At 62.7% G+C, this 16,980-nt stretch carries 17 protein-coding genes and 1 pseudogene; 9 read left to right on the forward strand and 9 right to left on the reverse strand.

Annotated elements, in window-relative coordinates:
• Nucleotides 1–90: 90 nt before the first annotated feature.
• Entirely contained in the window at nt 91–459 is a 369-nt protein-coding gene (locus JFV30_RS28700) for a hypothetical protein (RefSeq protein WP_010168393.1), read from the forward strand.
• Here JFV30_RS28700 and JFV30_RS28705 read toward each other — a convergent pair.
• Nucleotides 456–1,679 (reverse strand): N-acetylmuramoyl-L-alanine amidase, encoded by a 1,224-nt coding sequence (locus JFV30_RS28705; RefSeq protein ID WP_010168395.1) that lies wholly within the window; start codon nt 1,677–1,679, stop codon nt 456–458. The genes JFV30_RS28700 and JFV30_RS28705 overlap by 4 nt on opposite strands.
• 128 nt (nt 1,680–1,807) lie before the next feature.
• On the opposite strand from JFV30_RS28705, the gene folE2 reads away from it, so the two are divergent.
• Genes folE2 through JFV30_RS28740 form a run of 7 tightly spaced genes read left to right on the forward strand, consistent with a single transcriptional unit; the run spans nt 1,808 to nt 7,450 of the window.
• Nucleotides 1,808–2,704 carry a GTP cyclohydrolase FolE2 gene (gene folE2, locus JFV30_RS28710; RefSeq protein ID WP_201125744.1) on the forward strand — a complete coding sequence of 299 codons (897 nt, stop codon included), beginning with the start codon at nt 1,808–1,810 and terminating at the stop codon, nt 2,702–2,704.
• Complete coding sequence (locus tag JFV30_RS28715) at nt 2,701–3,369, forward strand: metal ABC transporter ATP-binding protein (protein WP_169386787.1); 669 nt, start codon at nt 2,701–2,703, stop codon at nt 3,367–3,369. The genes folE2 and JFV30_RS28715 overlap by 4 nt, the downstream gene beginning before the upstream one ends.
• Nucleotides 3,369–4,235 carry a metal ABC transporter permease gene (locus JFV30_RS28720; protein ID WP_010168404.1) on the forward strand — a complete coding sequence of 289 codons (867 nt, stop codon included), beginning with the start codon at nt 3,369–3,371 and terminating at the stop codon, nt 4,233–4,235. Before JFV30_RS28715 ends, JFV30_RS28720 begins: the two co-directional genes overlap by 1 nt.
• Before the next feature lie 11 nt (nt 4,236–4,246).
• Nucleotides 4,247–5,131: a metal ABC transporter substrate-binding protein gene (locus JFV30_RS28725; protein ID WP_010168406.1), complete on the forward strand. Its 885-nt coding sequence runs from the start codon at nt 4,247–4,249 to the stop codon at nt 5,129–5,131.
• Complete coding sequence (gene hisI, locus JFV30_RS28730; RefSeq protein ID WP_169386786.1) at nt 5,128–5,553, forward strand: phosphoribosyl-AMP cyclohydrolase; 426 nt, start codon at nt 5,128–5,130, stop codon at nt 5,551–5,553. Before JFV30_RS28725 ends, hisI begins: the two co-directional genes overlap by 4 nt.
• On the forward strand, nt 5,550–6,110 hold the full coding sequence (locus tag JFV30_RS28735) for a gamma carbonic anhydrase family protein (RefSeq protein WP_201125745.1): 561 nt from the start codon (nt 5,550–5,552) through the stop codon (nt 6,108–6,110). The genes hisI and JFV30_RS28735 overlap by 4 nt, the downstream gene beginning before the upstream one ends.
• A 2-nt stretch (nt 6,111–6,112) precedes the next feature.
• On the forward strand, nt 6,113–7,450 hold the full coding sequence (locus tag JFV30_RS28740; protein WP_201125746.1) for a dihydroorotase: 1,338 nt from the start codon (nt 6,113–6,115) through the stop codon (nt 7,448–7,450).
• A gap of 54 nt (nt 7,451–7,504) precedes the next feature.
• Here the strand turns inward: JFV30_RS28740 and JFV30_RS28745 are convergent, their stop codons facing one another.
• Complete coding sequence (locus tag JFV30_RS28745) at nt 7,505–8,026, reverse strand: DUF3617 domain-containing protein (protein WP_010168411.1); 522 nt, start codon at nt 8,024–8,026, stop codon at nt 7,505–7,507.
• Between the two features lie 130 nt (nt 8,027–8,156).
• On the opposite strand from JFV30_RS28745, the gene cls reads away from it, so the two are divergent.
• Complete coding sequence (gene cls, locus JFV30_RS28750; protein ID WP_201125747.1) at nt 8,157–9,596, forward strand: cardiolipin synthase; 1,440 nt, start codon at nt 8,157–8,159, stop codon at nt 9,594–9,596.
• A 129-nt stretch (nt 9,597–9,725) separates the two neighbouring features.
• Here cls and cfaB read toward each other — a convergent pair whose 3' ends face one another.
• The 7 genes and pseudogenes from cfaB to hflC all read right to left on the reverse strand — a co-directional run bounded on the left by cfaB (nt 9,726) and on the right by hflC (nt 16,974).
• A complete protein-coding gene (gene cfaB, locus JFV30_RS28755) occupies nt 9,726–10,910 on the reverse strand; it encodes a C17 cyclopropane fatty acid synthase CfaB (RefSeq protein WP_010168413.1) in 1,185 nt (394 codons plus the stop codon).
• Nucleotides 10,911–10,997: 87 nt separating this feature from the next.
• On the reverse strand, nt 10,998–11,783 hold the full coding sequence (locus JFV30_RS28760) for an HvfC/BufC N-terminal domain-containing protein (RefSeq protein WP_201125748.1): 786 nt from the start codon (nt 11,781–11,783) through the stop codon (nt 10,998–11,000).
• A complete protein-coding gene (bufB, locus tag JFV30_RS28765; protein WP_201125749.1) occupies nt 11,774–12,619 on the reverse strand; it encodes an MNIO family bufferin maturase in 846 nt (281 codons plus the stop codon). The genes JFV30_RS28760 and bufB overlap by 10 nt, the downstream gene beginning before the upstream one ends.
• Before the next feature lie 66 nt (nt 12,620–12,685).
• A complete protein-coding gene (gene bufA2, locus JFV30_RS28770) occupies nt 12,686–12,937 on the reverse strand; it encodes a BufA2 family periplasmic bufferin-type metallophore (RefSeq protein WP_201125750.1) in 252 nt (83 codons plus the stop codon).
• A gap of 116 nt (nt 12,938–13,053) precedes the next feature.
• Nucleotides 13,054–14,948 (reverse strand): annotated as a pseudogene (locus JFV30_RS28775) (cation-translocating P-type ATPase).
• Nucleotides 14,945–15,979, reverse strand: coding sequence for a protease modulator HflK (gene hflK, locus JFV30_RS28780; protein WP_088421967.1), 1,035 nt, complete (start codon nt 15,977–15,979; stop codon nt 14,945–14,947). The pseudogene JFV30_RS28775 and the gene hflK overlap by 4 nt, the downstream one beginning before the upstream one ends.
• Nucleotides 15,976–16,974: a protease modulator HflC gene (hflC, locus tag JFV30_RS28785; RefSeq protein ID WP_161635746.1), complete on the reverse strand. Its 999-nt coding sequence runs from the start codon at nt 16,972–16,974 to the stop codon at nt 15,976–15,978. The genes hflK and hflC overlap by 4 nt, the downstream gene beginning before the upstream one ends.
• Nucleotides 16,975–16,980: the final 6 nt, after the last annotated feature.

Here is a 16,980-nt window from a genome sequence, read left to right on the forward strand (position 1 = left end):
ATAGTATAACAATACAAATAAGCCAATCCCCCTTGCCCGCACTGACGAAGGGCGCAATGCTTGCAGCCGACTAACGCCCCGAGAGCCTCTATGAAATACCTGTTGTGCGCTGTGTTGCTGATCGTGGCGGGCCAGGCCAACGCCCAAGGACCCAGCCTGCTGGCCAACTGCACCCGCAGCGCCAACCTGCTGGCGTGCGTCGACGCGCAGGGCAACGCCTACAGCGTCGCGACGGCAGGCAGCACTACGTATTTGCGGGGTTTCGAGGTGATCGGCAAACGCTATTGGGCACAGACCAGCAGCCGCTACGGGCAACTGACGTTCTTTACCGGGTTGGCGTCCGATGGTGAAGCGTGGGTGGGCTACACGCGGCGAGTGGGCTGGACCACCCTCAACCGGTTTTCCAGTTCGGGTGGCGCCAGCGCCAAGTTCACCTGTAGCCGGATTACCGGCTGTTAGACCTGGCCATTCTTCTGTTCCTGAACCCAGGCCATGTAGCTGTTCATCGGCGGGTTCTTCTGGAAGTAGTTTTTCAGCCCTTCAAATAAACCGTCTGCCACCGCCTGTTGATGGCGTGCGGTGACCAGCCGCTGGGCGTCCTGGGTGTTGGAGATAAACCCGGTTTCTACCAGGATCGACGGCACGTCAGGCGACTTGAGCACCGCAAAACCGGCCTGTTCCACGCGCTTTTGATGCAGCGTGGTGATGCTTTGCAGGCTGCCCAGCACCGAGCTGCCCAGTTGCAGGCTGGAGGCGATGGTGGCGTTCATCGACATGTCGAGAATCACCCCGGCCAGCATCGGGTCCTTGTCCTTGAGATTGAGCAAGGTGGTGGCGCCCAACAGGTCGGCGCCGTTTTCCCGCTGCGCCATGAACCGCGCGGTGGCGGACGTCGCGCCGCCTTCGGACAACGCATAGACAGAGGCGCCGGACGCCGTCAGCCGTGGCGCTGCATCGGCGTGCACCGAGATAAACATGTCGGCCTTGTGCTGGCGGGCGATGTCCACGCGTTTACGCAGCGGCACGAAGAAGTCGTCGTTGCGCACCAGCTTCACATCAAAGCCCTTCTCGCGCTTCAGACGCTTGGCCAGCAGTTGGGCGATGGACAGCACCACGTCTTTTTCGCGCTGGCCCTTCGAGCCGATAGCGCCCGGGTCCTTGCCACCATGGCCGGGGTCGACCACCACGATGATGTCGCGTTTCGGATGCGCCTTGTCCACGGGTGCCGCCAAGGGTGCAGCCAAGGCCGCCGGCGCTGCCGCGATTTGCTGAGGTGCGTGAGTGGCGCTGGTCAGGTCCAGCACCAGGCGGTGGCCCTGGCCATCCTGCGGCGGCAGCAGAAAGCTGTTGAGCTGCATCGGCGCCTTCAGATCCAGCACGATCCGCGTATCACCCTGGCCAAAGTGCCCCGAGCGAATCGAGGTGATGCCGCTGTTGGTCAGGGCCAGTTGGCTGAAATCCCCGGTCAGCTTCGCGCCGCTCAAATCAATGATCAACCGCTCCGGCGCGGTCAGGGTAAAGGTCTTGTATTGCACCGGGCCGCTGAGGTCCAGCACCAGCCGCAGCTTGTTATCCGAACGCCACAGCCGTGCATTGCGGATCTGCGCGGCAGACACGCCCAAGGGCAAGGTAAACACCGCACTGGCCAGCAGCAGGTTGAGGAGTTGACGTCTGTGCATGACTTACACCGCAAATAAAGGAGCTTCCGTACTCGACATGACTGAATAAAAGACAGAGCAGAAAAAATTTCGTCGACTCAATAGTAATAATATAACATGTCTTTTTATTTCCAACGATGGACCTGCTCATGAACGCGCTGACTCTGCCCGATATCGCCGCGCAGGCTTCACGCCAAGCCTTGCCGCTCGATTGGGTGGGCATGTGCGGCATTGCCCTGCCCATTCAGATCGACGGCCAGCGCCTCAGCGCCAAAGCCGATGCAGGCGTTAGCCTGGACGACGGTGAGGCCCGAGGTATTCATATGTCGCGGCTTTACCTGGCGCTGGAGATGCTTGAACAGCAGCCGCTTTCGCCAGCACTGCTGCGCAGTGTATTGCAACGTTTTCTCGACAGTCATGAAGGTTTATCCACAAATGCCTACCTGCGAATTCATGCAGACCTGCTGCTGAAACGTCCCGCGTTGGTCAGCCCATTGGCCGGCTGGAAAAGCTATCCGGTGAGCATCGAAGCGCGCCTGGAAAACCAGATGTTCCACGTGGAACTAAAAATTGACGTTACCTACTCTTCAACCTGCCCATGCTCGGCTGCCCTCGCCAGGCAATTGATTCAGCAGCAATTTATTGAAGACTTTGCCAACACGCCGCTGCAACACGAAGACGTGCTGACCTGGCTGGGCAGCGCAAACGGCATCGTCGCCACGCCCCACAGCCAGCGCAGCAGCGCGCTGTTGCAGGTCCGTCTTCAAGGCGATCAGCCCACACTGCCGCTGACGCAATTGATCGACGACACCGAAGCCGCCCTCGGCACCGCCGTACAAACCGCCGTAAAGCGCGCGGACGAACAAGCCTTCGCCCTGGCCAACGGGCAGAACCTGATGTTCTGCGAAGACGCCGCCCGCCGCCTCAACCTCGCCTTGAAACGCTCGGATGCGGTCATTGCCTTCCACTTGAAAGTGATCCACGCCGAAAGCCTGCACGCGCACGATGCCGTAGCTGAAAGCCGCTGGACGAGACCTTCCGAATGATCACCTGCACCGCCTTGCGCTGGGGCGCCCCCGGCCAACCACTCACCCCGGCTATCGATTTCACCCTGGAAAAAGGCAGCCTCACCGGCATCATCGGCGCCAACGGCACCGGTAAAAGCAGCCTGCTGAAAGTCATCGCCGGCCTGCAGAAACCCCTGGCCGGGAAAGTGACGATTGATGTTCCACGCCGCGGCGGGCTGTCGTTCCTGCCCCAGCAACAGAACCTTGACCGCCAGTTCCCCATCAGCCTGCAAGAGTTGGTGGCCGCCGGGTTCTGGGGCAGCAAGCAAACCCCGCAACAACGCACCGAACGCTTGAACGCGGTGCTCGAAGACTGGTGCCTCAGTGGCCTGGAGCATCGGCCGTTGATGGCCTTGTCGGGTGGTGAACTGCAACGCGCCCTGCTCGCCCGCATGAGCCTGGCCGAGTCGCCGGTGTTGCTGCTGGACGAACCCCACGCCGCCCTCGACGAAGACGGCCAGGCTCTGTGCTGGAAACACATCCACGCCTGGCACGACGAAGGCCGCACGGTGGTGGTGGTGTGCCATGACCTCGGCTCCGTCCGCCAGCACACCCAGCAAGTGGTGCAGATCAAAAGCAGTGGCTGCGTGTTCGGCTCCAGCAAAGAACTGATCCGCCCGCAGCCGCACATGCAGGTGGCCTGATGCACTTCGCCGCTCACTTGTGGATGCCGTTTCTCGACTTTGTTTTTATGCGCCGCGCACTTCTCGGCGGGCTGGTATTGGCGTGCAGCACCGCGCCGCTGGGGGTGTTCCTGATCCTGCGCCGCATGAGCCTGATCGGTGACGCGGTGTCACACGGCATCCTGCCCGGCGCCGCGTTGGGCTTCTGGTTTGCCGGCCTGAGCCTGCCCGCGCTGACCATCGGTGGCCTGGGCGCCGGCCTGAGCATGGCCGGCCTCGCCGCCTGGATCACCCGCCGCACAGGGCTGAAGGAAGACGCCAGCCTCGCCGCCATCTACCCGATTTCCCTGGCCAGCGGCGTGCTGATCCTCGGCCTCGCCGGCAAGCGCCTGGACCTGTTGCACCTGCTGTTCGGCTCGGCCCTGGCGGTCGACGGCCCGACCCTCACCGGCATGCTCTGGGTCTCGGGCTTCAGCCTGATCGCCATGGTGGTGATCTACAAACCGCTGCTGCTGGACACCCTCGATCCGCTGTTCCTGCAAACCGTCAGCCGCCTCGGCCCGCTGGCCCACGGTCTGTTTTTGACCCTGGTGGTGCTGAACCTGGTGATTGGTTTCCAGGCCATCGGCGCTCTGATGGTGGTCGGCTTGATGATGTTGCCGGCGATTGCTTCACGCTTCTGGAGCCGGCGCCTGCCGGTGTTGATCGCGATATCGGCGGTGCTGGGATGCCTGTCGGTGTGGCTTGGCTTGTTGTTGTCGTTCTACTACTCGCTGCCCAGCGGCCCGGCGATTGTGCTGGTGGCTGGCGGCTTGTACCTGCTGTCCGTGGTCTTCGGTCCGGTGCACGGCTTGCTGCGCCGCCCGCCTTTGCTTACATCCCAATGAGGTGTTTCCCGATGCGCGCTCTACTCGTGCTGTTCAGTGTGTTGCTGCCGCTGTCGTTCGCGACGGCCCAGGCTGCCGACAAGCTTCAGGTGGTTACCAGCTTCAGTATTCTTGACGACATGACCCACCAGGTCGGTGGCGATCATATCCAGATCAGCAACATGGTCGGCCCCGACGCCGACGCCCACACCTACGAACCAACGCCAGACGACGCCAAGGCCCTGCTCAAGGCCAAGGTGATCATCAAAAATGGTCTGGGCTTCGAGCCGTGGCTGGATCGACTGGTCACCAGCACCGAGACCAAGGCGACTGTGGTCACCGCCAGTAAAGGCGTGTTGTCCCACACCATGGAAGAAGACGGCGAAACCATTCCCGACCCACACGCCTGGCACAACCTGGCCAACACCGTTATCTACGTGAACAACATCACCAAGGCGCTGATCGCTGCCGACCCGGCCAACAAGGCGGACTACGAGCACAACAGCCAGGTGTACCTGAAAGAAATCTACCGCCTGCTGGCGGAAGCCAAGGCCAAGTTCGGCGCCCTGCCACCGGGTAACCGCCGCATCGTGACGTCCCATGACGCCTTCGGTTACCTGGGCCAGGCCTACGGTATCGAGTTCCTGTCGCCTCAGGGTTTGTCCACCGAACGTGAACCGTCTGCCGCCGAAGTCGCCACGCTGATCACCCAGATCCGCAAGGACAAGGTCAAGGCCGTGTTCATGGAAAACATCAAGGACTCGCGCCTGCTCAAGCAGATCGCTGACGAAAGTGGCGCGCAAATCGGCGGCACCCTGTACTCCGACGCCCTCGCCGCAGAAGGCCCGGCCAGCACCTTTACCGGCCTGTTCGAATACAACCTCAACACCCTGTGCGCGGCCCTGAGCAAGCCATGACCCTGAGCATGCTCGACCTGGAAAAGGCTGCCATCGGCAGCCGCTTTCCACTCGCTAGCGTGCTCGACGCCCTGCCGTGGAACAGCGATGGCCTGATTGCCGCCATCGCTCAGCAACACGGCAGCGGCGAGGTGTTGATGCTGGCCTGGATGAACCGCCGGGCCCTCGACGAAACCCTGGCCACTGGGCAGGTCTGCTACTGGTCCCGCTCGCGCCAGCAACTGTGGCGCAAGGGCGAAAGCTCCGGCCACTGGCAACAGCTGGTGGAGGCGCGCCTGGATTGCGACGGCGACGCCGTGCTGCTGATCGTCGACCAGCAAGGCCCGGCCTGCCACACGGGCCGGCCCACCTGTTTCTACAACGCCATCGAAGGCAGCCACGTACACATCATCACCGCGCCCCTCAAGGAACCTGACCCATGATCCGCAAGAACCCTTCCGGCGACCTGCCCGTGATTGCCGAATCGGCCTACGTCGACAAAACCGCGATCATCTGCGGCAAGGTGATCATCGGCGAGAACGTATTTGTCGGCCCCTACGCGGTGATCCGCGCCGACGAAGTCAACGCCAACGGCGACATGGACCCGATCACCATCGGCGCCAATTCGAATATCCAGGACGGCGTGGTCATCCACTCCAAATCCGGCGCCGCCGTGACCATCGGCGAGTTCACCTCCATTGCCCACCGCTCCATCGTCCACGGCCCGTGCACCGTCGGTGACCGGGTGTTTATCGGCTTCAACAGCGTGCTGTTCAACTGCCTGGTCGGCGACGGCTGCGTGGTGCGGCACAACTCCGTAGTCGACGGCCGCGATTTGCCCGCCGCGTTCTACGTGCCCTCCACCACCCGCATCGGGCCCAATACCGACCTGTCCCAGTTCCCGCCGGTGAGCGTCAGCGCTTCGGAGTTTTCCGAAGACGTGGCGCGCACCAACGTCGACCTGGTGCTGGGTTACAAAGCCCTGCAAAACGAGTTCTGACCATGAGCCGCCTGCTGATCCGCAACGCCCGCCTGGTAAACGAAGGCCAGGCATTCGAGGCCGACCTGCTGGTCGCCAATGGCCGCATCGAGAAGATCGCCAGCAGCATCGACAACGTAAATGCCCCGGTGGAAATCGACGCCCAAGGCCAGTGGCTGTTGCCCGGGATGATCGACGACCAGGTGCATTTCCGTGAGCCGGGCGCACCGGACAAAGGCAGCTTCTACAGCGAGTCCCGCGCGGCCGTGGCCGGGGGCATCACCAGTTTCATGGACATGCCCAACACCAGCCCGGCCACCCTGAACCTGGAAGCCCTGGCCGACAAGAAACGCCGTGCCGCCCTGCATTCGGTGGCCAACTATGGCTTTCACTTTGGGGTGAGCAACGACAACCTCGACACCGTGGCCGCGCTGGACCCGCGTGAAGTCGCCGGCGTCAAAGTGTTCATGGGCGCCTCCACCGGCAATATGCTGGTAGATGACCCGAAGATTCTCGAGCGCCTGTTCGCCGAGGTGCCGACCATTCTCCTGGCCCACTGCGAGCACACGCCCAGCATCCACGCCAACGAGCAGCGGATGCGCGAACGCTTTGGCGACCACATCCCTGCCGTGGCGCACCCGCTGATCCGCGATGCGCAGGCCTGTTATCGCTCGTCGTCTTTGGCGGTGGAACTGGCCAAGCGGCATGGCACGCGCCTGCATGTGCTGCACATCACCAGCGCGCGGGAGTTGGTGCTATTCGAAGACAAGCCCCTGGCGGAAAAACGCATCACCGCGGAGGTCTGCCTGCACCACTTATTGTTCGATGACCGCGACTACGCGCGCCTCGGCCACCAGATCAAATGCAACCCGGCGATCAAGACACGCGCCGACCGCAACGCCCTGCGCCTGGCATTGTTGAGTGACCGTCTGGATGTGATCGGCAGTGACCATGCGCCCCACACCTGGGCGCAAAAACAGCTGCCGTATCGGGAGGCGCCGTCGGGCTTACCGCTGGTGCAACACGCCCTGCCGGCACTGCTGGAGTTGGTGGCTGACGGCGTGTTGCCACTGACCACCCTGGTGGCGAAAACCAGCCATCGTGTCGCGGACCTGTTTGCGATCCCCGACCGTGGCTACCTGCGGGAAGGTTATTGGGCCGACCTGGTGCTGATCAAACCCGAGCCCCACGGCAAGCCCGTCAGCAGCGAGCCTATCCTGGCGCGCTGCGGCTGGACGCCCTTTGCCGAGCGCAGCTTCCGGCACAGCGTCAGCACTACGCTGGTCTCCGGCCATCTGGCCTGGCACGACGGGCGCGTGCACGACAGCTGCCAGGGGTTGCCGCTGCATTTTCAGCGCTGAAGACTCTGGACCTGGCAAGCCCGCTCCCACATTTTGATCGGGGTGTGTCTTAGGTTAAGCGCGGGGTTTGACCGTACCGCAGTTGCTGCCCAGCCACTGCGCGTGGGTGTCCAGGCTGCCCTTCTGCTGTACGCCGGTGGCGTTGAAAGTACCGTTAACCGTGGTGGTGAATTCCTGCTGGCTCTGGAACGTCGCCACGCCGGTGCCCTGGGCTTTCGGGCAGCTGAAACGGAATTTCCACTGGTTGCCGGTCTTGTCCGTCACTTCCTGTTTGCAGCCCGATTGCGGGTCGGTCAGCGGGATGGAGTCGGACGCCACCTGGGCTTGTGTCAGGCACACCTGCACGCCTTTGCCGGCCATGGTGATGCCTTGCTTCTCAAGCATGGCCCGTTGTTCGGGAGTCATCTGTTGCTTGAGCTGACCGAGGATCAGCGACAAGTCCGGCAGGTCCTGGTTATCGACCTTCATGTTACTGGTGGTCAATTCCCACAAGCCCGGCGCCAACATCTGCGCTTGCGCCGCCACGGGCAGCGTTAAACCAACAACCATGGCCAAACCAAGCAGACGAGCATTCATCGGGTAACTCCTGGGTAATTGTCGGCGTTAGACGCCGCAAAAGCGCCAGTGTTGCACAGCAAATAAAATAGCGACATTCGTGGCCGAACATGGTCTGTTAGGCACTTGTTTGTCAGGAGTACCGTTGTCCATGGATTTCTTTGGCCCGCACCTGCTCGCCTATTTCATCGCCACCCTGCATTTTCTGGGCACCCTTGCCGCCATCCATGCGGTGCTGACCGTCAGGACCGCCCAAGGCTCGATTGCCTGGGCCTTGTCGCTGATGTTCATTCCTTACCTGACGCTGATTCCCTACCTGATCTTCGGCCGCAGCACCTTCGACGCCTACATCCAGGCGCGGCGCCAGGCCAACCAGGAAATGCACAAGGCGATCACCGAGCTGAACTGGCGCCCGTGGGTCGAAGAAGCACTGGCCGCGCGCAACTCCCAAGCCTATGCGTCACTGCGGGCCATGCCCAAGCTGGGGCGCATGCCATGCCTGGCGAACAATCAGGTGCGCTTGTTGATCAATGGCGAGGCCACGTTCAGCGCGATTTTCGAAGCCATCCGTTCCGCGAAGACGGCCGTCTTGTTCCAGTTCTTCATCATTCATGACGACGAACTCGGCCGCCGGCTGCACACGTTGCTCAAGGAAAAGGCCGCCGAAGGCGTGTTGATTTTCGTCCTGTATGACCGTATCGGCAGCCATGCCCTGCCCCATCGTTATGTGCAGTCGCTGCGGGACGCCGGGGTGCAGGTCAAGGCCTTCGCCACGCGCAGTGGCTGGCTAAACCGCTTCCAGGTCAACTTCCGCAACCACCGCAAGATCGTGGTGGTCGATGGCATTACCGGGTTTGTCGGCGGGCATAACGTCGGCGATGAATACCTGGGCAAGAAGCCGCCCCTGGCGCCGTGGCGCGACACCCATGTGCAGGTCAGCGGCCCGGTGGTGGCGTGCTTGCAGGAATCGTTTGCCGAGGATTGGTTCTGGGCCGCGCGCGAGCTGCCGCCGCTGCTGCTGCCGGACACCTATCCCGATGACGGCGTGCTCTGCCAGTTGCTGGCCAGCGGCCCGGCGGATCCCTATGAGACGTGCTCGCTGTTTTTCGTCGAGGCGATTCATGCGGCGACCGAGCGGGTGTGGATCACCAGCCCGTATTTCATTCCCGATGAAGCGGTGTTTTCCGCACTCAGGCTGGCGGTGTTGCGCGGGGTCGACGTACGCCTGCTGCTGCCGTCGCGGCCCGATCACCGCATCGTCTACGCGGCCTCCAGCCTGTACGCGATCGAAGCTGTGCGCGCCGGGGTGCGGGTATTCCGCTACACGCCGGGGTTCCTGCATCAGAAAGTGGTGTTAGTGGACAGTGAAATCAGCGCCATCGGCAGTGCGAACCTGGATAACCGTTCATTCCGGCTGAATTTCGAAGTGATGTTGCTGACGGTGGATGACACCTTCGCCAGTCAGGTGGAGCATATGTTGCTGGATGACTTCGCCCTGGCCCATGAAATCAGCCAGGAAGAAAGCCGCCAGACCCACCGCCTGCAACAACTGGGCATGCGGGTCGCGCGGCTTATTTCTCCAATTTTGTAAGGCTTGCACCGAACCAAATGTGGGAGCGGGCTTGCTCGCGAAAGCGGAGTGTCAGTCACTGAATGTGTTTCTGATACAACGCCTTCGCGAGCAAGCCCGCTCCCACCTTTAGATCACCGGTGCCACTGCTTACTGGTACAAATCGTCCCGTGTCCACGGCAGCTCATGGCTACCATCGGCATGGGGTTTCACCGCCAGAATCTGGTGCAGGTTGATCCAGCCCCGGGCAAACGCATAGGCACAGCCGGCCAGGTACAGCCGCCAGATGCGCAAGGCTTGCTCCGGCACCATCTTGCCCGCCGCTTCCAGGTTGTCTTCCAGGCGCTCGCTCCAGTGATCCAGCGTGCGCGCGTAATGCAGGCGCAGGCTTTCGACGTCGACCACTTCCAGCCCGACTTCGCTGATCTCGGCGGTCATCATCGCCAGGTGCGGCAGCTCGCCATTGGGAAACACATAGCGCTCGATAAAGTCCCCGGCGCCACGGCCCACAGGCCGGCCATCGGTGTGCTTGGCGGTAATGCCATGGTTCATCACCAGGCCGCCCTCACGCACCGCGCCGTACAAAATCTTGCAGTACTCCGCCAGGTTAGCGTGGCCGACGTGTTCAAACATCCCCACGCTCACCACCTTGTCGAAGCGGCCATCCTGGGGCAGGTCGCGGTAGTCCAGCAGCGTCAGCTCCACCTGGTCTTCCAGGCCTTCGGCTTTCACTCGCTCCTGGGCCAGCTCCAGTTGCTCCTTACTCAGGGTGATGCCGAACACCTTGACCCCGAATTCCCGCGCGGCATACCGCGCCAGCCCGCCCCAGCCGCAACCCACGTCGAGCAGATATTCCCCCGGCTGCAGCCGCAGTTTGCGGCACAGGTGGCGGAATTTGTCTTGTTGGGCTTGATCGAGGGATTCGCTGCCGGTCTCGAAATACCCGCAGGAATAGGCCATGTCACGGTCCAGCCAAAGCTGGTAGAACTCGTTGGACAGGTCGTAATGGTAGGAAATAGCGGCTGCGTCGGTGGCCTTGTCGTGGATCGAGCGCACCGGACGAGTGTCCTCCTCGTCCTCAACCAGGGCATGACTCAACTCATCGACCACCCTGATGACTTCGGAAATGGAGCCTTCCAGCTCCAGTTTGCCCTCGACGAAGGCTTCGCCCAGTGAGTCGAGCGTTGGATGGCTGAGCGTTGAAACCATCATGGGGTCCTTGACCACAATGGTGACGCTGGGATCCGGGCCCAGGTTAAATTCATGGCCGTCCCAGAGTCGAAGACGCAGCGGTAGCTTGAGATTCTGTAAGGCCGGTGGAAGTTGCGCGAGCATGAGTAGTCCCCCCTTGTTTCAGACGTCTGAAATGAGGGTAGACCATTCACAGAAAAATTAGCAGGCTATCGAAACAATAGCCCTTTTCTATGGTGCCCGCCGCTGGAGCAAACCGTCCTGGACCCACTGTTTCAGCCAGGTAACCGCTTGCAATGGCGCGCCCTCCTGGTAAGTGACTGCCAACTCGGCGCACAGTTCGGAAAAGTTCCAGCCAGTGCTGACCATGCCCGTCAGCGCGCTGGCTTCCGCCGGTTCCAGGCTACGGTATTGGCACACATTGTCGTGGCGCCAGACCAGGCAGACCTGCGCCAACGGCAAGGCCTCGCTGCCGGGAAAGTCCCACTCGCCCTTGCTCGCGCGCCAGATACCCAGGCTGTTGAAGTCACACGCTACTGGCTGCACCGACGGGGCCAGTTGCACCTGCAACCCGGGCCAGTCTTCAGGCGGTAGCGTGGCCATGTCTTGCAGGGCCAACGGCTCGCCCTGCGGCGCATCAAAGGCCAGGGTGAATGCCCATTCCAGCCGCGCCAGCTCGCCCAGCGGCGCGCCTTGGCCGGCGTAATGCTCGAGGATAAACCCGGGGAAACGCTCGCCAAACCAGCGCAGGCTGTAATGGGCCGAGGGATAGCGGCGGATATAGGCCGAACCCAACGCTGCAAACTCCTCGTCCCCCAGCCAATACCAGACGGCGCTGAAGTCATCGCGCAACACTTCCTGCAACCGTGCGTGATAGGCGTTGTGGTAAATCGCCAGGCCCGTCTCTACATCCAGGGTCGGACCACCGATCAGGGTGGCGCTGAAGCGGTTGTCGGCGGTGAACGTCTGCGCCAGCAACTGCTGTTCAAACGCCAATTGCCAATCGATCAGGCGCATAACGCTCTCCTGTCCAATGCGCTGGCGCCCAGCTCGCGGGCCTTGCTCAGTTCGTCGAGCAGCTCCTGGAACGGCGGGAAATGATCATCACGCTCCAGCAACGTCGAAACCGGCCCAAGGTGCTCCAGCGTCTGCTGATACAGCGCCCACACCGGATCGCATACCGGGTGGTCATGGGTGTCGATCACGTAGTCGCCGTAATCCATGTGCCCGGCCAGGTGCAATTGGCGAATGCTTTCGGGCGGCAGGTTGCGGATAAATTCCCAGGCATCGAACCCGTGGTTGCGTGAACTGACGTACACGTTGTTAACGTCCAGCAGCAACTGGCAGCCGGTGAGATGGGTCAGGGCGTTGAGAAACTCCCACTCGGTAAACTCGTCCGCCTTGGCGCGCACATAGCTGGAGACGTTTTCCAGCACGAAGGGACGCTGCAACACGTCCTGCACTTGCCGCACGCGACCGGCGACGTGGTACAGGCTTTCTTCGGTGTAGGGCAGCGGCAGCAGGTCATGCAACTGGTGCGCGTTGCCGCGACTCCAGCACAAGTGATCGGAAATCCATGCCGGCTGGATGCGTTCCGACAGCTGCTTGAGTTGTTTCAGGTAATCGATATCGAGGGCATGGGGCCCGCCGATGGACAGGGACACACCGTGCATCACCAACGGATAACGCTCGGCGATCGCGTCCAGGTAGTACAAGGCCTTGCTGCCCTGGACCAGATAATTCTCGGAGATCACTTCGAACCAATCCACGGCCGGCGATTGTTCAAGGATCTGCTGGTAGTACTCGCTGCGTAGACCCAGGCCGTAACCCAGACTCGGAAGGGAGGCGGACATAAAAACACTCCTGGGGAAAGTGTCCGCAGCGGCGGGGGGCCCGCTGCGGTTGCACTCGGTTGTCGGTTACTCGCCGACTTTGCCGCCTTTCTCGTCGCACATCGATTTGCTCATCGACAAGAAGCCCTGGCCTTTGCAAGAACCCATGCCTTTGCAGGCGTGATCTTTGGTTTTGCAGTCGTTCTGGCCTTTGCAGGCGTTGACGCCATAGCAGTGGACCTGGGCGTCTGCTGCCTGCACCTGGGTGGCAACACCGGCAAACATGCCAGCAGCGGCGATAGCGAGGGCGGCACCAGCAGCAGCGGATTTGATGTTCATTGTGTATTCCTCATGATCGGTAGTGGAGTCGGTCTGAACGGATTGTTCAGTCTCGACATAGCACTAGAGTGAGGTCCCCCCAAGGCGTTACAGCGAGACTGAAAAATTTCTAAAATTTATTCGTCCAGTTTCAACAACGGCTCCTGAAACCGCAACAAGCGCCCCGCATTACCCAGCACCAGCAGCGTACTGAGGTTGTGCAACACCGCCGCAATCATCGCCCCCGCCGCGCCCAGCCAGCCGAATGCCGCGAACACCACGATGGCCAGCGTCCAGCCCAGGCCGATGATCACGTTGACCTGCAGCGTGTGCCGGCACTGGCGGCTCAAGCGTACGCACGTGCCCAGGCGCCGCAGGTCGCTGCCGATCAGCACCACATCCGCCGACGCCAGGGCGATATCCGCCCCGCCCGCGCCCATCGCCACACCGACCACGCCCGCCTTGAGCGCCAGGGAATCGTTGATCCCGTCGCCCACCACCATCGGCCGGAAACCGCTGCCGATTTCCCCAACACGCGGTTGAGTTTATCTTCCGGCAAGGCCTGGGCCTCGACGTCGCTGATACCCACTTCCAGCGCCAGGCTGTCGGCCACGCTTTGCCGGTCGCCCGTCAGCAGCAGTTGGCGACCCAGGCCCAGCTCACGCAGCTCCTTCATCGCCTGGCGGGCTTCCGGCTTGACGCTGTCTGCCAGCAACAACCAGGCGAGGAATTGCCCGTTCAGCGCCAGCCCGGCAATCGGGCCGTCGTGATGGGGAACTGCTGTGGTCGTGATACCCAGTTGCTCAAACAACTCAGGCCGACCGAGAGCGGCTTCGCCCTGCTCTGTCTGAGCGACGACACCAAGGCCCTGACGCTCGCGAATATCCGACAGCACCCGCATTTGCTCTTGCGTGGCCAACCCCGCCAACGCCCGGCTGACCGGGTGGCTGCTGGCTGAGCCGAGACTGGCTGCAAGATTGAGCAGCTCTTGCCGATCCGGCGCCGCAGTGTCGATGGACTGCAAACGCAGGGTGCCAAACGTCAGGGTGCCGGTCTTGTCGACCACCAGAGACGTCAAGTCCGCCAGCTCTTCGAGAAACGCCGAGCTGCGAATCAGAATGCCGTGACGCGCAGCCACCGCAATGCCCGCAATCGCCGTGGCAGGTGCCGACAACACCAATGCACATGGGCACGCCGCCACCAACACCGCAAGCATCGCCTGGGCGTCATTGGTGACGAACCAGGTCACCGCCGCCAGCAATAACACCAGCACCATGTAACTGCCGGCGTAACGCTCCAGCAACCGGGTGATTGGCGGCTTGGAACGTTCGGCGCTCTGCATCAGGGCGATGACTTTGCCCAACGTCGATTCGTTACCGGTGCGGGTCACTTCAAGGCGCAGCAAACCGTCGAGGTTGATCGCGCCACCAAACACCTGCACGCCCACACTCGCTTCCAGCGGCACCGACTCGCCGGTGATCGGCGCGGTGTCGAGGCTGGCCTGGCCCGACAACACCACGCCGTCGGCGGGCACCCGGTCACCGGCGCGAACCTCGACGATATCGCCGGTCTTCAGGATGCCGTTGTCGACTTCCAGAATGGTCCCGTCAGCCTGCACCAGGCGCGCATGGCTGCGGGTCAGTTTGCCCAGGGCATGAATCGCTTCCTGGGAACCGATAACGCTGCGCTCTTCCAGCACATGGCCGAAGATCATGATGATCGGCAGCAGCGCGGCGGTCAGCAGGTCACCGGTGGCCCAGGCGCCGAGCATGGCCAGGGCGATCAGTTGGTCGGTGATGCCATGCAGGCTCGGATAACGCAGGCTGTACCAGGCCGAGCGCATCACCGGCACCGCCACCAGCAACGAGGCGACGCCCAGCAGCAGTTGGCTGACGCCGGTCTGGTCCGGCGCCAGCCAGCGCCATACCAGGCCCAGGCTGAGCAGGCCCAGGGCGAGCATCGCCAGGGTCAGTTGCCGGGCGGCACTGCGTTGTTCGGCCGATGAGAGCATCGGGGCGGCGTGGGCAGTCATTGTTCGGCTCCCTGAATGATCAGGCGGGAATCGTCTTTAGGATCGACCGTAGTCACGGAACCGGCCTGGCCGAGAATCTTCGGCAAGCGCTCGCGGTACAGGCGCAGCAACAGGCCGGGGTCTTTGACCTGGGCCAGGCTGGCGACGGTGGCGGTTTGCGCCTGGGCGTTGGCCAGGCGTTCGCTGGCCTGGGCATGGGCCACCTGCACGGCGCGGTCGGCGTCCTGATTGGCGGTCTGGGTAAGTTTTTCGGCGTCGGTGCGCGCATTGGCCACCGCCTTGTCGGCTTGCTGGCTGGCGGTCAGCACCGCGTTGAAGGCGTTGACGGCCGGGCCCGGCAGGCTCGATTGCACGTCGACCCGGGTGACTTCGATGCCCAGGCCAAGCCCGGTGGACGCCAGGTCAGCCAGGCGTTGATTGATGCCGCGCACCAAATCGCCGCGCAGCCGTTCGCGGCGTTCGGCGGCCTGGTTGTCGGCACCGATCAGCTCGGGGCGCGCCACCAGAATGGTGTCCAGATCCCGCGCGGCGGTCAGCACCACAGCGCTGCGGGTGACCAGCCGATCCAGCGCCGGCAGCACGTGATCGCCCTGCAACACAAAGGCGTAGGGCTCGGTGACCTTATAGAAGACCCGCACATCCAGCTGCACCACGCCGGCATCGCCGGTCAGCAGGTAACCGGAGCCGGCCAGGGCATCGCTCAGCGGCGTGGCAAAACTGGCCACGCGATCGGCTTGCGTGGCCGCATCGGAACGCAGCAGGTTTTCCACCCGACGCTCGATCACCCGGTCCGCTGCGGGCAACAGCACCACTTGTTCAAACGGGCGCGGCCAGGCCAATAGGAGCCCGGCATTCTGAATCCGGTCCAGCGCGCCGAAGTGCAACACCACGGCGCGGTTCTGCGGGTCGATCTGCCGTACGTTGGAAAACGCCCACGCCAACGCGGCCAATACCGTCACCGCATACAGCGCCAGGAACGTCAGCCGTCCAGCCTGGATCCACGGGCTGTCGAGGCTTTCCCGCTCACTCATGGCTGGACATCCTTCGGCCCATCCACCAAGGCGCGGAACGGTGCAGCGTCGGTGCGCAGGATAATTTTGGTGCCCGGCGTAACCACGGTGCCAAGGGTGTCGAGGGAGCGCAGCAGGTTATACAGCTGCGGATTCCCGGCGTAGGCACGCCCATAAATCTGCGCGGCTTCCACCCGGGATTGCGCTTCGATATCGGCGGCTTTCACCGTGGCGTCGGCCTGGACGATCCGTGCATCACGCTCGGCGGCAGAACGAATTTGCGCCGCTTCACGTTTGCCTACGGCGGTGCGTTCGGTGGCGATGGTCTCGCGCTCGGCGCGCATGCGGTCGACGGTGGCGGCCAGGGTCACCGAGGGCAAGGTCAGCCGCTCGACGCCGACCTGCACCACGCGCACGCCATAGGTGGTGAGCAATTGTTGATCTATCTGCTGGCGCAGCTGCGCTTCAAAATCGGCAATGCGCACCTGGCTCGCATCGGTGTTCACCAGGTTGGCCAGGTCGAAGCTGGCGGCGGTGGTTTCCAGCGCCGAGCCCACAAAGGTGCGAATCTGCCGCGCCGCTTCATCCGGCTGGTTCTGCACCGCGCGCATAAAGCGCTGCACGTTGTCGGGGTCGCCCTGCACCTGCCAGGCCACGTAGGCTTGCACGATGATCCGCAGGCCATCGCGGGTGCCCACATCCTGCAAACCGCTGGACGTGGTGCGCAGGCGCAGGTCTACCGGAATCGCCGCTTCAAACGGCGCCGGCCAGCGCCAGCCCAGGCCCGGCTCCAGCAGCACCCGCGACGGGTTGCCGAAGCGGGTAATCACCGTGGCTTCGCCGGAGCGCACCTGCACCAGGCTCGCCGCGGCGACGGCAAACAGCACCAGCAACACGGCCCAGCCCATACGCCGCCAGGGGAACGGGCCGGCTTCATGTTCATCACCGTGATGGTGATGATGGTGGCCGTGGTGGTGACCATGGCCTGCGTGATCGTGAGAATGAGCGCTCAACAGATGAAC

The sequence above is a fragment of the Pseudomonas sp. TH32 genome, assembly GCF_016650855.1.
Classification (GTDB): domain Bacteria; phylum Pseudomonadota; class Gammaproteobacteria; order Pseudomonadales; family Pseudomonadaceae; genus Aquipseudomonas.

Excerpts from the sequence above, each read along its gene's own strand:
- JFV30_RS28760 (WP_201125748.1), bottom strand. The coding sequence starts at position 11,783 with ATGCGCCTGATCGATTGGCAATTGGCGTTTGAACAGCAGTTGCTGGCG.
- hisI (WP_169386786.1), top strand. The coding sequence starts at position 5,128 with ATGACCCTGAGCATGCTCGACCTGGAAAAGGCTGCCATCGGCAGCCGC.
- JFV30_RS28720 (WP_010168404.1), top strand. The coding sequence starts at position 3,369 with ATGCACTTCGCCGCTCACTTGTGGATGCCGTTTCTCGACTTTGTTTTT.
- cfaB (WP_010168413.1), bottom strand. The coding sequence starts at position 10,910 with ATGCTCGCGCAACTTCCACCGGCCTTACAGAATCTCAAGCTACCGCTG.
- JFV30_RS28735 (WP_201125745.1), top strand. The coding sequence starts at position 5,550 with ATGATCCGCAAGAACCCTTCCGGCGACCTGCCCGTGATTGCCGAATCG.
- folE2 (WP_201125744.1), top strand. The coding sequence starts at position 1,808 with ATGAACGCGCTGACTCTGCCCGATATCGCCGCGCAGGCTTCACGCCAA.
- JFV30_RS28745 (WP_010168411.1), bottom strand. The coding sequence starts at position 8,026 with ATGAATGCTCGTCTGCTTGGTTTGGCCATGGTTGTTGGTTTAACGCTG.
- cls (WP_201125747.1), top strand. The coding sequence starts at position 8,157 with ATGGATTTCTTTGGCCCGCACCTGCTCGCCTATTTCATCGCCACCCTG.
- bufA2 (WP_201125750.1), bottom strand. The coding sequence starts at position 12,937 with ATGAACATCAAATCCGCTGCTGCTGGTGCCGCCCTCGCTATCGCCGCT.
- JFV30_RS28715 (WP_169386787.1), top strand. The coding sequence starts at position 2,701 with ATGATCACCTGCACCGCCTTGCGCTGGGGCGCCCCCGGCCAACCACTC.
- bufB (WP_201125749.1), bottom strand. The coding sequence starts at position 12,619 with ATGTCCGCCTCCCTTCCGAGTCTGGGTTACGGCCTGGGTCTACGCAGC.
- JFV30_RS28705 (WP_010168395.1), bottom strand. The coding sequence starts at position 1,679 with ATGCACAGACGTCAACTCCTCAACCTGCTGCTGGCCAGTGCGGTGTTT.
- JFV30_RS28725 (WP_010168406.1), top strand. The coding sequence starts at position 4,247 with ATGCGCGCTCTACTCGTGCTGTTCAGTGTGTTGCTGCCGCTGTCGTTC.
- hflK (WP_088421967.1), bottom strand. The coding sequence starts at position 15,979 with ATGAGTGAGCGGGAAAGCCTCGACAGCCCGTGGATCCAGGCTGGACGG.
- JFV30_RS28740 (WP_201125746.1), top strand. The coding sequence starts at position 6,113 with ATGAGCCGCCTGCTGATCCGCAACGCCCGCCTGGTAAACGAAGGCCAG.
- JFV30_RS28700 (WP_010168393.1), top strand. The coding sequence starts at position 91 with ATGAAATACCTGTTGTGCGCTGTGTTGCTGATCGTGGCGGGCCAGGCC.